At 59.9% G+C, this 14662-nt stretch carries 14 protein-coding genes and 1 riboswitch; of the genes, 8 read left to right on the top strand and 6 right to left on the bottom strand.

All coding sequences use genetic code 11. The features are described from left to right. Positions 1-33: 33 nt before the first annotated feature. Genes pyrB through B5477_RS08995 form a run of 3 tightly spaced genes read left to right on the top strand, consistent with a single transcriptional unit; the run spans position 34 to position 2347 of the window. Positions 34-954, top strand: coding sequence for an aspartate carbamoyltransferase (gene pyrB, locus B5477_RS09005; protein ID WP_079699382.1), 921 nt, complete (start codon positions 34-36; stop codon positions 952-954). Beyond that, the gene (locus tag B5477_RS09000) at positions 948-1370 is read left to right on the top strand and encodes an aspartate carbamoyltransferase regulatory subunit (RefSeq protein WP_079699381.1); all 423 of its coding nucleotides are present in this window, start codon (positions 948-950) and stop codon (positions 1368-1370) included. The genes pyrB and B5477_RS09000 overlap by 7 nt, the downstream gene beginning before the upstream one ends. A gap of 17 nt (positions 1371-1387) precedes the next feature. Next, on the top strand, positions 1388-2347 hold the full coding sequence (locus B5477_RS08995; protein ID WP_079699380.1) for a carbohydrate kinase family protein: 960 nt from the start codon (positions 1388-1390) through the stop codon (positions 2345-2347). 45 nt (positions 2348-2392) lie between these two features. Here B5477_RS08995 and B5477_RS08990 read toward each other — a convergent pair whose 3' ends face one another. After that, complete coding sequence (locus B5477_RS08990; protein WP_079699379.1) at positions 2393-3757, bottom strand: MATE family efflux transporter; 1365 nt, start codon at positions 3755-3757, stop codon at positions 2393-2395. 277 nt (positions 3758-4034) lie between these two features. On the opposite strand from B5477_RS08990, the gene metF reads away from it, so the two are divergent. From metF to B5477_RS08970, 4 genes are read left to right on the top strand one after another with little or no spacing between them, the layout of a single operon-like run. Beyond that, positions 4035-4910, top strand: coding sequence for a methylenetetrahydrofolate reductase [NAD(P)H] (metF, locus tag B5477_RS08985; protein WP_079699378.1), 876 nt, complete (start codon positions 4035-4037; stop codon positions 4908-4910). Next, complete coding sequence (locus B5477_RS08980) at positions 4903-5589, top strand: vitamin B12 dependent-methionine synthase activation domain-containing protein (RefSeq protein WP_079699377.1); 687 nt, start codon at positions 4903-4905, stop codon at positions 5587-5589. The genes metF and B5477_RS08980 overlap by 8 nt, the downstream gene beginning before the upstream one ends. After that, a complete protein-coding gene (locus B5477_RS08975) occupies positions 5576-7939 on the top strand; it encodes a homocysteine S-methyltransferase family protein (RefSeq protein ID WP_079699376.1) in 2364 nt (787 codons plus the stop codon). The genes B5477_RS08980 and B5477_RS08975 overlap by 14 nt, the downstream gene beginning before the upstream one ends. 24 nt (positions 7940-7963) lie before the next feature. Then, on the top strand, positions 7964-9217 hold the full coding sequence (locus tag B5477_RS08970) for a competence/damage-inducible protein A (RefSeq protein WP_242942163.1): 1254 nt from the start codon (positions 7964-7966) through the stop codon (positions 9215-9217). 268 nt (positions 9218-9485) lie between these two features. Here B5477_RS08970 and B5477_RS08965 read toward each other — a convergent pair whose 3' ends face one another. The 4 genes from B5477_RS08965 to B5477_RS08950 are packed head-to-tail and all read right to left on the bottom strand — an operon-like array spanning position 9486 to position 12313. Beyond that, positions 9486-10226, bottom strand: coding sequence for an ABC transporter ATP-binding protein (locus B5477_RS08965; protein ID WP_079699375.1), 741 nt, complete (start codon positions 10224-10226; stop codon positions 9486-9488). Next, positions 10223-11239, bottom strand: a complete 1017-nt coding sequence (locus tag B5477_RS08960) for an ABC transporter substrate-binding protein (RefSeq protein WP_079699374.1) — start codon at positions 11237-11239, stop codon at positions 10223-10225. The genes B5477_RS08965 and B5477_RS08960 overlap by 4 nt, the downstream gene beginning before the upstream one ends. A 14-nt stretch (positions 11240-11253) precedes the next feature. Beyond that, positions 11254-12036 carry an ABC transporter permease gene (locus B5477_RS08955; protein WP_341455994.1) on the bottom strand — a complete coding sequence of 261 codons (783 nt, stop codon included), beginning with the start codon at positions 12034-12036 and terminating at the stop codon, positions 11254-11256. After that, positions 12008-12313 carry a thiamine-binding protein gene (locus B5477_RS08950; RefSeq protein ID WP_079700445.1) on the bottom strand — a complete coding sequence of 102 codons (306 nt, stop codon included), beginning with the start codon at positions 12311-12313 and terminating at the stop codon, positions 12008-12010. The genes B5477_RS08955 and B5477_RS08950 overlap by 29 nt, the downstream gene beginning before the upstream one ends. An 89-nt stretch (positions 12314-12402) precedes the next feature. Then, a riboswitch (TPP riboswitch) is annotated at positions 12403-12534 on the bottom strand. Positions 12535-12653: 119 nt separating this feature from the next. Here B5477_RS08950 and B5477_RS08945 point away from each other — a divergent pair. Further along, a complete protein-coding gene (locus B5477_RS08945; RefSeq protein ID WP_079699372.1) occupies positions 12654-13055 on the top strand; it encodes a VOC family protein in 402 nt (133 codons plus the stop codon). Positions 13056-13148: 93 nt separating this feature from the next. Here the strand turns inward: B5477_RS08945 and B5477_RS08940 are convergent, their stop codons facing one another. Then, positions 13149-14543, bottom strand: coding sequence for an MATE family efflux transporter (locus B5477_RS08940; RefSeq protein ID WP_079699371.1), 1395 nt, complete (start codon positions 14541-14543; stop codon positions 13149-13151). Positions 14544-14662 lie beyond the last annotated feature (119 nt).

The raw sequence follows: 14662 nt of genomic DNA, 5'->3' as shown, positions 1-14662 counted from the left end.
AAGTAGAAAAAGAAGATTTCGGGAGGTTAGAACATGAGGCATTTGATCGACCCGTCCGACCTGTCGGTGCAGGAAGTGGACGAGCTTTTAAACCTCGCGGACCGGATTGCAAAGGACCCCAAACGCTATTCGGAAGTCTGTAAAGGAAAGAAGCTTGCCACACTTTTTTATGAGCCGAGCACCCGCACCCGCCTGAGCTTTGAGGCGGCCATGCTCAACCTGGGCGGCAGCGTGCTGGGCTTCGCCTCGGCAGACAGCTCCTCGGCGGCCAAGGGCGAGAGCGTGGCGGATACCATCCGGGTCATTTCCTGCTATGCGGACATCTGCGCCATGCGCCACCCCAAGGAGGGCGCGCCGATGGTGGCGTCCCGCTTCTCCAAAATCCCGGTCATCAACGCTGGGGACGGAGGACACCAGCACCCGACCCAGACGCTCACCGACCTGATGACCATCCGTTCAATCAAGGGGCGGCTCGGCGGGCTGACCATCGGGCTTTGCGGCGACCTCAAGTTTGGGAGGACGGTCCATTCGCTGATCAAATCCCTTTCGCGGTACGAGGGGATTCGTTTTGTACTGATCTCCCCAGGCGAGCTGCGGGTGCCGGATTACATTGTGGGAGAGGTGCTGCGGGCGAAGGGAATTCCCTATGAGGAGGTCGAGGACCTCGAAACGGTGATCGGCAAGCTGGATATCCTCTATATGACCCGGGTGCAGCGGGAGCGCTTCTTCAACGAGGAGGACTACATCCGCCTCAAGGGCAGCTACATCCTGACCGCCCACAAGATGCAGGGCGCAAAGCCCGACATGGCGGTGCTCCACCCGCTGCCGCGCGTCAACGAGATCGCCGTCGAGGTGGACGACGACCCGCGCGCCGCCTATTTTACCCAGGCGCAAAACGGAGTCTATGTGCGCATGGCGCTGATCATGAAACTGTTGGAGGTGGGCGAATGCTGAACGTGGACAGCCTGCAAAAAGGCGTGGTGATCGACCATATCAAGGCGGGCAGCAGTATGGATATTTATCACTACCTGCGCCTGGACGAGCTGGACTGCAGCGTGGCGATCATCAAGAACGCCAAGAGCGCCAAGATGGGGCGCAAGGACATCATCAAGATCGAGGAGCTGACCGACATCAACCTGGATGTGCTCGGCTTCATCGACAACAACATTACCGTCAACATCATCGAAAGCGGCCGGATCGTGGAGAAAAAGAAGCTGACCCTGCCCGAGCAGGTGCGCGGGGTGATCCGGTGCAAGAATCCGCGGTGCATCACGGCCGTGGAGACCGATGTCGAGCACATCTTCCGGCTGGCTGACCGGGAGCGGCATCTTTACCGGTGCATCTACTGCGAGCAGGAATTCGACCGCTGAGAGAGGGATGGCTAAAAATGTATGATCTGGTTGCACTGGGCGAGCTGCTGATCGACTTTGCCCCGGTGGGGGAGCGCAGCTATCAGGCCAATGCGGGCGGCGCGCCGGCCAACGTCCTGGCCGCGCTCTCCCGCCTGGGCGGCAGGACCGCCTTCATCGGGATGGTAGGTGAGGACGACTTCGGCGCCATGCTGCGCGCGGACATCGAGCGCGCCGGGATCGACGCGCGGGGCCTCAAGGCAACCCGGGAGGCGCCAACGACCCTGGCCTTTGTAAACCTGGATGAGCGGGGGGACCGTTCCTTTACCTTCATCCGCAATCCCGGAGCGGATTTGCTGCTGCGCGAAGAGGATGTCGATCTTTCGCTGATCGGGCAGGCGAAGATCTTCCATTTTGGTTCGGTCTCGTTGACCGGCGGGCCGGCGCGGGGGGCGACCCTCTACGCCGCGCGTTGGGCCAAGGAGCACGGGATCACCGTATCCTACGACCCCAACCTGCGCCCGCTGCTCTGGAAGGGGCTGGACGAGGCGAAGGAGGTCATCCTCTCAGCCATGGGGCTTGCGGACATCCTGAAAATCTCGGAGGAGGAGCTTTTGTTCCTCACTGGGACCAGCGATTTCGAGGCGGGCTCGCAGCTGCTCAGCGGCTGGGGGCCGAAGATCGTTTTCGTTACACTGGGGGCGCAGGGGTGCTTTTACCGGTATCCCGGCGGGTGCGGCACACTGCCGACCTTTGCGGTCAAGGCGGTGGACACCACCGGTGCGGGAGACGCCTTCTTCGGCGGGGTGCTCTCAAAGATTTCCGCAACCGGGTTTGAAAACGTCTGCGGTTATTCCCGGGAGGCATTCGAGGAGGTTGTGCGCTTCGGCAACGGTGTCGGTTCGTATGTGACCACCCGCAAGGGGGCAATCCCCGCCATGCCCGACCTTGCCACAGTGGAAAACTTTATGAAGGATACCCCTCTGCAAGGGGAGTGAGAACGAAAGGCCGCCGGCTACCGCCGGCGGCCTTTTGTTACCCTGTTATGCTGCGGGAGCGGCCTCGGGGGAAACCAGCCCCTGCTGCTTCCAGCGCCCGGTAAAGAGATACCAGTACCCCAAAACGATCGAGGCAAAGGAGGCCAGGGGGGCCGCCAGCCCCACGCCGAACATGCCGAGCATGTTCCCCAGCAAGAATACCAGCGGGATGCGCACCAGGAAGGTGGCGAGCAGGCCGTTGACCATTGAAAAGACGGTGCAGCCGCAGCCGTTATAAAAGCCGTTCATGCAGAAGACGAAGGCCACCAGCAAAAAGTCGAAGCTGAACGCCCGGATATAATCCAGCCCCGCCTCGATGACCTCCCGGTCGGCCTTGAAGAGGAGCATGACCGATTCAGGGGAGAGCTGGACCCACAAAAAGAAGCCGAGCGCCCCGATGAGCGAAAAGACAATCCCGATGCGCAGCACCTTGCGCGCCCGCTCGGGCTGGCCGGAGCCGATGTTCTGTCCCACCATCGAGGCGATGGCCCCGGACAATGCGCTTGCCGGCAGCATGGCGAAGCTGTTGAACTTTTCCGCGATCCCCACTGCGGCCGCCGCAGTGACGCCAAAGGTGTTGACCACCGCCGCGATGATGAGAAACGAGATGTCCACCATGGTAGACTGCAGCGAGATCGGCAGCCCCAGACGGATGATTTTGCGGGCCTTGGAACCCGAGAGGCGGAAGCTCTGCAGTTTAAAGTCGAAAACGAAATCCCTGCGCCTGAGATAGAGGATGGAGAGCACCATGCTCAGCGCCTGGGAGAGGATGGTGGCCGCTGCCGCACCGCCCGGACCCCAATGGAACACGCCGACAAACAGCAAATCGAGCAGGACGTTGCAGACACAGGCCACCGAGATGAATAGCAGCGGGCGCACCGAGTCGCCCATCCCGCGCAGGATGGCGCTGACCCCGTTGTAGAGCAGGGTGAAGATCACGCCGCAGGCGGCGATCCTGGTGTAGGCCATGGTGTCCGGGAAGGCTTCGGCCGGGGTCTGCAGGGCGATCAGCAGCGGGGAAGCTCCGCCGAAAAGCAGAACTGTGAGCGCCAGTCCGATTAAGAAAAACAGGGTGAACATCGTGCCGATGGTGCGGCTGATTTCGTGCTCCTGCCCGGCGCCCATGTACTGGGCGATCAGGATGGTGCCGCCCATGGTGATCCCGGTGACCATGCTGTTGACCAGCACCATGATCTGGCTGCCGATCGAGACGGCGGTGATGCCGGCGGCATCGGTGAACCAGCCCACCACGATCATATCCACCGTCCCGTACAGCGCCTGGATGAAGTTGGCCAGCAAAAAGGGCGCGGCAAAGAGCAGCAGGCTTTGATAGATGCTTCCTTTGGTCAGGTCTCTGGCGGCAATCTGCAAGTTTAATCCTCCTCATTCCATGAAAAAAGGATAAGAAAATTAACCAATGTTAATTCTCTTATCCAGCATTGCCCGTTTCGGGATACCCTCCGAGTTACCCAATCAGTATAAAAGGAAGGCGGCGAATTGTCAAGCCTGTCCCGTTCCAGTCGCTTTACATTCCTCCAAAAACTGATTATAATAAAAGCTGGCTTGCTGTTTTTGCAGCCGGCCCTCATGACTATAGGCATCTGATTAAAACATACTTGCGATTTCCCTGCCGAAAGGAAGAACGTATATGAAGCTCGCGGACCTATTTACAAAACGAAAGGCCGTCTTTTCGCTGGAGGTGTTTCCGCCCAAGAAGAGCGGCTCTATCGAGACGATTTATGACACTCTCGAGGCGCTCGAGGGATTGCGTCCCGATTACATCAGCGTGACCTACGGCGCGGGCGGGAACCTGGCGGACAACTCGACGCTGGAAATCGCTCAAAAGATCAAAAACCGTTATCATATTGAGCCGCTGGCCCATCTGACCTGCGTCAACTCCAGCCGTGAGCAGGTGCAAAAGTCCCTCGACAGGCTTGAAAAAGCCGGGATCGAGAATATCCTCGCCTTGCGCGGTGATATGAATCCTGAACTGCCTCCAAGGCTCGAATTCCACTATGCCAGCGAGTTGATCGGCACCATCCGCGCGCACGGTGGTTTCGACATTGCCGCCGCCTGCTATCCCGAGGGACACCCCGAATGTGACAGCCTCGAGCAGGATGTGGAGCATCTGCGTCAAAAGGTGGAGATGGGCGCGACCCATTTGATCACCCAGCTCTTTTTTGACAACGCGGATTTCTACCGTTTTCTGGAGCTGGTGCGCAAGAAGGGGATCAGTGTCCCCATCCAGGCCGGGATTATGCCGGTGGTCAACAAAAAACAGATCGAGCGCATGGTCTCGATGTGCGGCGCAAGCATCCCGGCTTCCTTGTCCAAGATCATGAACCGTTACGGCGCAAGCCCCGAGGCGCTGCGCGACGCGGGGATCAATTACGCCATCAGCCAGATCATCAATCTGCTCTCGAATTCGGTGGAAGGGATACACCTTTACACCATGAACAATCCCTACGTTGCCCGCAAGGTCAGCGGGAGTATCGCCTCGATCCTGGAGTGCGAGAATGGATGAGGGCAGACTCTTTATTGATCCCGATGAGGTGCTGCGCTACCTCGGGCTTCGCTCAGCGCCGCCCGACGAGGGCACCCGCGCGCTGATCGGGGAGTGCCGGGAGGAGATGGCCTCCCTGGCGCGGCCGCGCACAGTTTATCGCGAGCTGGATGTGCGCTTTGAAGAAGGGGGCGTGCGGCTGGGAGGGAGCGGGCTTCTGCTGCCGGGAGAGGATATTAGACGGCACCTCGATGGCTGCGCGGCCTGCTTTTTGCTGGCGGCGACCCTGGGCGGCGGGGTGGACCGCGCCGTCGCCGCGCTGCAGGTGCGGCAGATGGCCAAAGCCCTGGTGCTCGACTGCTGCGCCACCGCGGCGATCGAGGAGGTTTGCGACAAGCTCCAACGGGAGCTGGAGGAAACGCTGCAAGCGGAAGGCCGGTACGCCACCACCCGGTACAGCCCGGGGTACGGGGATCTGCCCATCACCTGCCAGCGGGAGCTGACGGCCCTGCTGGATACCTCCCGCAAGATCGGGCTGTGTGCGACGCGGGAAAATATCCTCACCCCGCGCAAATCGGTGACCGCCATCATTGGAATTTCAAAAAGACCTTTGCCGGCGCGGCGGCGCAGCTGCGAGAGTTGCGGCCTGCGTCAAAGCTGCAATTACAGACGGGGAGGAAGACACTGTGGAGATTCTTGAAGCGCTGCATGATGGCCTGCTTCTCCTCGACGGGGCGATGGGAACCATGCTGCAAAGCCGCGGCCTGCGGCTGGGGGAGCGCCCGGAGCTCTTTTCGATTACCCACCCGCAGGTGGTGGAAGGGATCCATCGTGAATATATCGAGGCGGGGGCCCAGGTAGTCTATGCCAATACCTTCGGGGCGAACGCCCATAAGTTGGCGGGGACCGGCCATACGCCCGCCGAAGTGATCGAAGCATCGGTGCGCGCGGCAAAGGCGGCCTGCGCCGGGACGAACGCCACTAAAGTGGCGCTTGATGTCGGGCCGATCGGGGAGCTGCTCGCCCCGGCCGGAAGCCTTGGCTTTGACGAGGCCTATGCGCTTTTCAAGGAGCAGATCGATGCCGGGGTGCGTTGCGGGGCCGACCTGATCGTGATCGAAACCATGACCGATCTTTATGAGGTCAAGGCGGCGCTGCTCGCGGCCAAAGAAAACAGCGAGCTGCCGGTCTTCGTGACCATGACCTTTGAGCGGGGCGGGCGCACCTTCACCGGGTGCAGCGTCAGCGCGATGGCTCTGACGTTGGAGGGGTTGGGTGCCGACGCGATCGGGATCAACTGCTCGCTCGGCCCCAAAGAGATTTATCCGATCGCGAAGGAGCTCTCCGCCTGGACCCGGCTGCCATTGATCGTCAAGGCAAACGCGGGGCTGCCCGACCCGCAGACCGGGAAATATGACGTTACGCCCGAGGCGTTCGCCGGGAGCGCCTTGCAGTTTATGGAAATCGGGGTTTCGGCCATAGGCGGCTGCTGCGGCACCACCCCCGAATACATCGCCCGCATGCGCGAGACGCTCTCCGGCAAGTGCCCAGCCAAGCGGGAATATCCGGCGCGCGCGGCCATCTGCACCCCGACCAAAACGGTGGCCATCGACGGGGTGGCCGTCATCGGCGAGCGGATCAATCCGACGGGGAAGAAGCTCTTTAAACAGGCCTTGATCGAGCACAACATGGATTATATCCTCTCCCAAGCCATTGCCCAGATCGAAGCGGATGCGGACATTCTGGATGTTAACGTCGGCCTGCCCGAGATCGACGAGGCGGCCATGCTCCCCGAGGTGGTCTGCCGGCTGCAGGCAGTAATCGACGCGCCGTTGCAGCTCGATTCCTCGAATGCAAAGGCTTTGGAAAACGCGCTGCGCCTTTATAACGGCAAGCCGGTGGTCAATTCGGTCAACGGCGAGGCGGCGGTGCTTGAGAGGATCCTGCCGTTGGTCAAAAAATATGGGGCCGCCGTGGTGGGGCTGACGCTGGATGAAAACGGGATCCCGCCAAAGGCCGGGGAGCGCTTTGCCATCGCGCAGCGTATTCTGGATGCCGCCCTTCGGCATGGGATACGCCGGGAGGACGTCTACATCGACTGCCTGACGCTGACCGCCTCGGTGCAGCAAAAAGAAGTGATGGAAACCCTCAAAGCGGTACAGATGGTCAAGGAGCGCCTGGGGCTCAAAACGGTGTTGGGGGTGTCGAATATCTCGTTCGGCCTGCCGGGGCGGGAGCTGATCAACCAGAGTTTTCTCACCCTGGCGCTGGCGCACGGGCTGGACCTGCCGATCATCAACCCGAACATCCCCTCGATGATGGGGGCCGTGGCCGCTTTCAGGGTGCTGTATAACCAGGATGAGGGGGCCAAGGACTTTATCGCAAAATATGCGCAGGAGAAGGGGGCGGCGCCTGTCGTCCCTGTGCAGGGAATGACCATTGAGCACGCGATCCTGCGCGGACTTGCAAAGGAGAGCCGCGAGCTGGCGAAAGCGCTGCTCGCGGATATGGGCGAGATGGAGCTGGTCAATGATCGGCTGATTCCTGCACTCGACGAGGTCGGCTCCCGGTTTGAGCAGGGCAAGCTCTTCCTGCCGCAGCTGTTGCAGGCTGCGGGGGCGGCGCAGGCCGCCTTCGAGGTGGTCAAGGAGAGGATTGCCGCCGCCGGGAAACCCTCGGTGAGCAAGGGGAAGATCCTGCTCGCCACCGTGAAGGGGGACATCCACGATATCGGGAAAAACATCGTCAAGGTGATTTTGGAAAACTATGGCTATCAGATTATCGACCTGGGGCGGGATGTCCCGGTCGCGCGGGTGGTGGACGAAGCCGTGCGCCAGGAGGTGCGCCTGGTGGGGCTCAGCGCCCTGATGACCACCACTTTGCCGAGCATGGAGGCGACCATAAAGGCGCTGCACGAGAGGCTGCCCGGCTGCAAGGTGTTTGTGGGCGGCGCGGTGCTCACCGCGGATTATGCCGGGAAGATCGGGGCCGACTTCTACGCCCGGGACGCCAAGCAGTCGGTGGACATTGCCCGGGAAATTTTAGGCTAGGCCATATCAAAGGGGGCAAACAGTTTGGCAAACAAAAGTGCTGAAATTCTCTGCATTGGGACCGAAATCCTGATGGGGAACATCGTCAACACCAATGCGACCTACATCGCGCGCGGGCTGGCGAATTTGGGGATCAACGTCTATCACCAATCGGTGGTGGGGGACAACCCCGAGCGGCTGCGTGACAGCCTATGCCTTGCCTTTTCGCGGGCGGACATCGTGATCACCACCGGTGGGCTCGGGCCGACCTACGACGACCTGTCCAAGGAAACGATCGCCGGATACTTCGGCCGCCAGCTGGTGCTGGACCCCGAATCGCTCGAAAAGATCGAGGGGTACTTTCGGCGCTCTGGCCGGCAGATGACCGAGAACAACAAAAAGCAGGCTTATATGCCAAAGGACTGCACCATCTTTGAAAACAAAAACGGCACCGCCCCGGGCTGTGCCATCGAACAGGATGGGAAGATCGCCATCCTCCTGCCCGGCCCGCCGCGCGAGATGGGGCCGATGTTTGAGCACTGCGTGCTGCCCTATCTCTCCCGTTTTCAGGATACCGTGCTGGTATCGCGCAACCTGCATTTCTTCGGGATCGGGGAGTCGGCGCTGGAGGCGCGGCTCTACGGGTTGATGACAGGAAGCACCAACCCGACCGTCGCCCCCTACGCCAAGACGGGGGAGGTCATGCTGCGGGTGACCGCCAGCGTCAGGCGGGAGGAGGACGCGTCCGCCCTGATTGAACCCGTGATCGGACAGATCAAGGAGCTGGCCGGGGAATACCTCTACGGGATCGACGTTGGAGACTTGCAAACCGCAGCGGTCCGGGCCCTGACGCAGAAGGGACTGCACGCCGCGACGGCCGAGAGCTGTACCGGCGGGCTCGTCTCCAAGCGGCTGACCGAGGTGGACGGCGCGTCCAGGGTGTTTGAATGTGGGGTTTGCAGCTATTCCTGCGAGATGAAGGAGCAGCTATTGGGGGTGCGCCACGAGACGCTCGCGCACTTTGGCGCCGTCTCGCGCGAATGTGCGCGGGAGATGGCCGCGGGGGTGCGCCGCCTCTCGGGGGCAGATATCGGCGTTGCGGTGACCGGCAATGCGGGGCCGAAGGCTTCGGAGGAGAAACCGGTGGGGCTCGTCTACGTCGCGGTGGACAGCGGGCGCTGCCGGGAAGTGCTCGAGCTGCAAATTTCCCGGGAGGACGACGATGCAAGGGAATATATCCGTACAATCGCCTCTTCCCACGCATTGCACCTGCTGCTCAAAGCGGCAAACGAGTATTAAAAATAGGGCCCCAAATGGGGCGGTGAGATAAGAAATATTTCAGAGGGACGGCGGCAGCCGTCCCTCTGTGTTTTCTTAAAACAACGCGCTTAAGGGCGCGCCTTTTTTCTTCAGGGCGGGGGTTGACGCTGCGCCCTTCTCAAAGTATTGAAAGCTGCGCTTCCAATACTTCCATATGGGTGCTCCCGGAAGGGCGCATTTCTTTTCTTCAAGACGGAGGTCGAAGCTGCGCCCTTTATACGTGCTCTTGGGATAGGAGCCCTGTTTTTTAACTGCGGATTTCTTGCAGGATCTGCTTTTTATAATGGATGAACGCGTCGCTCATCGAAATATCCTCGTCCCGCTCTCCCGGCAGTTCAATTTGAAGCTCGGCGGTGATCCTTCCCGGCGCGCCGGACATGATGTAAACCCGGTCCGAGAGGAAGATCGCCTCGTCGATGTCGTGGGTGATGAAGATCGAGGAGGTGCCGTGCTTCTTGCGCACCGATTGGAACCAGCGGTGCAGCGAGGATTTGGTGATGGCGTCCAGGGCGGAAAACGGCTCGTCGAGCAGCATCACCCGCTCAGAAAAGAGATAGGCCCGCAGCAGTGCGGCGCGCTGGCGCATCCCGCCGGAAAGCTCGCTGGGATAACGCCTTTCGCTGCCGCCGAGGCCGAATTCCTCCATCAGCTCCCCGGCGCGCCGGTGCGCCTCCCGCCTTGCCGCGCCTGCAAGGCGCAGCGGGAGGCAGACGTTGTCCAGCACGGTGCGAAAGGGGAGAAGGAGGTCCTTTTGCTGCATGTAACTGACCCTGCCCGAGTGCCCGGTCACGTCCTCCCCTTCGAGCAGCACCCGCCCGCTGTCCGGGCATTCGAGCCCGGAGAGGAGGTTAAAGAGGGTGGTCTTGCCGATCCCGCTGACCCCAAGCAGGGAAACGAGCTCGCCGCGCTCGAGGGCAAGGCTGATGTCCTGCACCACGCACCGCCCGTCGTAGCTTTTACAAAGCCCCTCGGCTTGCAGCACGCTCATGATTGTGCTGCGGGGAGGTATTCATTGGTGAAGCCGCCGACTCCCAGCTCCTTCTGGATGACCCCGACCTGGTACATCCAGTCGTAGAAGGCCTTCCAGCGGCTTTCATCGATCTCGCCCCAGCGCGGATACTCGGCCTTGTACTGCCCGGCGAGGAATTCCTGGCTGGCATAGACCAGATCGGGGGAGAGCTCGGGCACCGATTTCAGCAGCAGGCCGGCCGCCTCCTTGGGATTTTGAATGGCGAATTCATATCCCTTGCTGGTCGCCTCCAGGAAACGCCTGGCTGTCTCGCGGTTGTTTTCCAGGAATTCATCCTGGGCGATCAGGATGGGGGTGTAATAGTCGAAAGTCGGGTCGGAGTCGCTAAATTTGATGAAGTTATAGTCCACTCCGGCGAGCTGCGCGGCCACAACGTCCCACGCCTCATAGACCCAAACGGCGTCCACATTGGTCTGGATGGCGGAGATCGCGTCGGAGACCGTGCTGGGGATCAGTTCCACTTTGCCAAAGTCGCCGCCCTGCGCCTTCATCGAATCCCGGATCATCGACTGCTCGAAGGGATCGTCCCAGGTGGCGTATTTTTTCCCTTCCAGGGACTTGAAGCTGTCGATCCCGGCACTCTTCAAGGAGATGATCCCCGAGGTGTTGTGTTGGATGATCCCGGCCACGGCGGTCACCGGCAGGGGCGGATCGGCGCTCAGTGCGGTTCCGAGGTTTTCCTGGATGCTTACTCCGAACTGCGCCTTGCCCGAGGCGACCAGCGCGATCGAGCCGTCCTCGGGCGGCTGGACGATCGTTACATCCAGTCCGGCATCCTGATAAAAGCCGTTTTCCAGTGCGACATAGAGCCCGGTATGATTGGTGTTGGGCGTCCAGTCGAGCACCACGGTAATGGCCTTCTGTCCGGCTTCCTGCGGCTGTGCCGTTGAGGTTGGGCCCGCACAGGCGCTTAGCGCGCCCATACAGAGGGAAAGGCCCAGCGCCAGGCTGAGCAGTTTTCTTATCGGCATGTCAGGTTCTCCTTTTATTTCAGTATTGCGCGGGTGTCCTGCCTGTGCTTCCAGGGCATGGCCCCGCGCTGGAGCAGGGAGACCAGCCACATCGCCAGCAGGCTGATCCCGCTGATCAGGAAGATCACCGCGAACATCTTGTCGAAGGCATAGGCCTTGCGCACCCGGGTCATATAGACCCCGAGCCCGCCGTTGCCGCCCAGCCATTCGGCCACCACCGCTCCGACGATGGAATAGGCCGTGCTCACCCGCAGCCCGGAAAAGAAGCTTTCCAGCGACGAGGGAAGTTTGAGCTGCCAAAGAATCTGACGGCGGGAGGCGCCCATCGACTGAAAGAGGCGGACGGTATCCGGGTCCACTGCGGCGAAGCCGCTGAGGATGCTGACCACCAGCGGGAAGAAGCAGGTGATGAAAATCAAGGTGATCTTGGGCAGCAGCCCATACCCCAGCCAGAGCACCAGCAGCGGCGCGACGGCAATGGTGGGCACCGTCTGGGTGAGTACAATCACCGGATAGACGGCCCGGCGCAGGAACGCAAAGCGGTCCATCGCCACCGCCAGAAAAAAGGCGGCGGCGATGCTCGTCGACAGCCCGATGGCGGATTCCGTCAGTGAGACGGCGGCGTTTTGCATGAGCAGGGGAAAATCCCCGATGAAGGCCGCCAGCACCCTGCCGGGCGAGGGGAGCATGAATGCGGGGATCAGCTCAAGCGCGCAGGCCAGCCACCACAGCAGCAAAAGCAGGGCGAGAAAGCTCAGCGGGTAGAGCTTACTGATGATGCTTGGTGACTTTTTCATCAATGGTCATCACCCCGGCGTTCGGGTTGTAGGAGATTTTAACATAGGCGGCGACGCTCGGCGCGCCCTCGCGGGTACAGATGAGCTGGCAGTCCTTGACCAGCTGCATGAGGGTGTCGTAGTCCCCCTCCACCGAGGTTTCGAACGGACCGACATAGGTGGGCAGCCCGCTGCCCTTGAGGTGGGCGATCACAGCATCGATAATCCGCACGGCCTCCTCGTTGTTCGGGGCCTTCGGCACCACCTGGATGGCAATGCTTGCTTCTGGTTTTTGCATGATGAAACTTCCTTTCTTTTGCCGGGCTTTGCCCGAAAATTTAAGCAAACAAAAAAGCGCAAGGAAAGCCTTGCGCAGAAATTGGCAGATATACAGCAACCATTTCTTCCTACGCCGGCATTATCCGGATCAGGTTAAAGGGTTTAGGAGGGGAACGTCCCTCCATTCTCAGCCGAACCGGGATTTATCAATAAATCCTTTCAGCACCCCTGATGTTCACTTTTTTGTCACTCGCGTATATCTTACTGCAATTCTTTTGGCCTGTCAACCAAAAAGGACTTTTTCTCCTTGGCCTGCGGTGCTATAATGAAGTTGGAATGTGGGGAGAGGAGGGCCGGTTATGACGCTGGAAGAGAATATCATCGGGATAGAGCACATTGGCATCCCGACGATGGACATCGAGCACACCATCCAGTTTTACGAGGCGATCGGCTTTGGGCTGGAGTATTTTACCGAGCTTCCGCAGGAGGACGGCAAGTTGATCCGTATGGCGTATCTGCGCCTCAGAAATGTGGAGATCGAGGTTTATCAGGGAGGCCCGATCGCCGGGAAGAGCGGGGCGATCGATCACCTTGCGCTCAGCGTGGCGGACATTGAGGAGGCGTTCGAGCGGGTGAAAGAGAAGAAGCTGCCGCTGCTTGAGCCGCGGATCCGGACTCTCAACATGTTCGAGCACAAGGTGCGCTACTTTACGCTTGTCGGTCCCTCGGGGGAGCAAATTGAATTCAGCCAAAGGATTTAGACGGCCGATCTACGGTCATATTCCTTCCGCCGCTTTGTTTTAGAGAAAAATAATAGCGGGCCGTTGATTCTTTCAACGGCCCGCTTTCGCATATTAGTTGTCGATGTCGGCGGCCTCATCGTACTGGGAATAGGTGATGGCCTTGTGCTTCCAGCCGCCCTTGAAGTAAAAGAACATGGTGAGAGCCGCGCCGATTGCCCAACCGAACGCATAGCTGAAGAACATGTTGTCCCGCCCGAAGAAATGGGTAATCAGGTAGGAGGCGGGCACGCGCGCCGCCCAGAGGGAAAGGATCGAGGAGGCCATGGGGACCACCATCTCGCCCGCGCCGCGCATGACCGAGTTGAAGACAAAGAGAAGCGCAAGCAGAACATAGAAGGGAAGGACCCGGTTGAGGTAGGCGCAGCCCGAGGCGATAACCTCCTGCGAGGTGGTGAAGAGCCCCATCAGCTGGGAGCCGAAAAGGATTACCCCGCCGCCGAGGACTATGCTCACCAAAACACACATCACCAAAGCCGAGATGGTCCCGCGGTGTACCCTTTTAAGCTTGCCCGCGCCGATGTTCTGCCCCACATAGGTGGTGACGGCGTTGGTGATGCTCTGGATGGGGAGGAAGGCGAAGGTATCCAGCTTGTTCGCCACGTTAAAGCCGGCCATGAAAGCGGGACCGAAGGAATTGACCAGCGACTGCACCGCGATACTGCCCACCGAGAAGAGTGCCTGCTGGATTCCGGAAGGGATCCCTAGGCGGATAATCTGCACAAAGAGTGGCTTGACGAAGCGCAGCTTGAAGGGGGAGATGTGGATGAAGTCGTACTTCCTATTGATATAGAAGATGCCGAACACCCATGAGAAGATCTGGGCGATCACGGTGGCGATCGCCACCCCGGCGACACCCCAATGGAAGTTGACGACGAAGACCAGGTCCAGCACGATGTTGATAAAACAGGCGATGGTCAGGAAGAGCAGCGGGGTCTTGGAATCGCCCAGCCCCTGCATAATCCCCGAATTGATGTTGAAGCCGAGCGTGCCGATCATGCCGAGGAAGAGGATGATCAGGTAGGTCTTGGCGTCCGCCATGGTATTTTCCGGCACCTTGATGAAGCGCAGCAGCGGGTCGGCGATCAGCAGGGAGAGGATGGTCAGCGGGACCACTCCCACGATCACGGTGGTATACATGGTATTCACCGTGTTTGAGACCTGCTCGAAGTCCTTGGCGCCGTAATATTGGGAGATCATCACCAACGCGCCCATGCCGATCCCCATGAAGAATGAGGTCATCATGAAAACGACCGGGAAACCGGTACCGACCGCCGCGAGCGCGATCTCGCCGGCAAAGCGTCCCACGACCAGGCTGTCCACCATGTTGTAAAGCTGCTGGAACATGTTCCCGATCAGGAGCGGAACCGAAAAGAAAAAGATCAGCTTGGCGGGATTTCCGGTGGTCATGTCGGTCATACCAGCTTGTTTTTTCGCCACATCGGCCATTTTAACGTCTCCTTCCAGATTCAAATGCAAAAGAAATACATGCTGCCGATCGAAAAAATCGGCAGCATGCGGCTGATACGCGTTATATATATGATAGCGCAAATGAAAAATGATTGCAA

Origin of the sequence: Provencibacterium massiliense, assembly GCF_900169495.1 — a bacterium.
GTDB classification, from domain to species: domain Bacteria; phylum Bacillota; class Clostridia; order Oscillospirales; family Ruminococcaceae; genus Harryflintia; species Harryflintia acetispora.
This window is presented reverse-complemented; position numbering and strand designations above follow the sequence as displayed.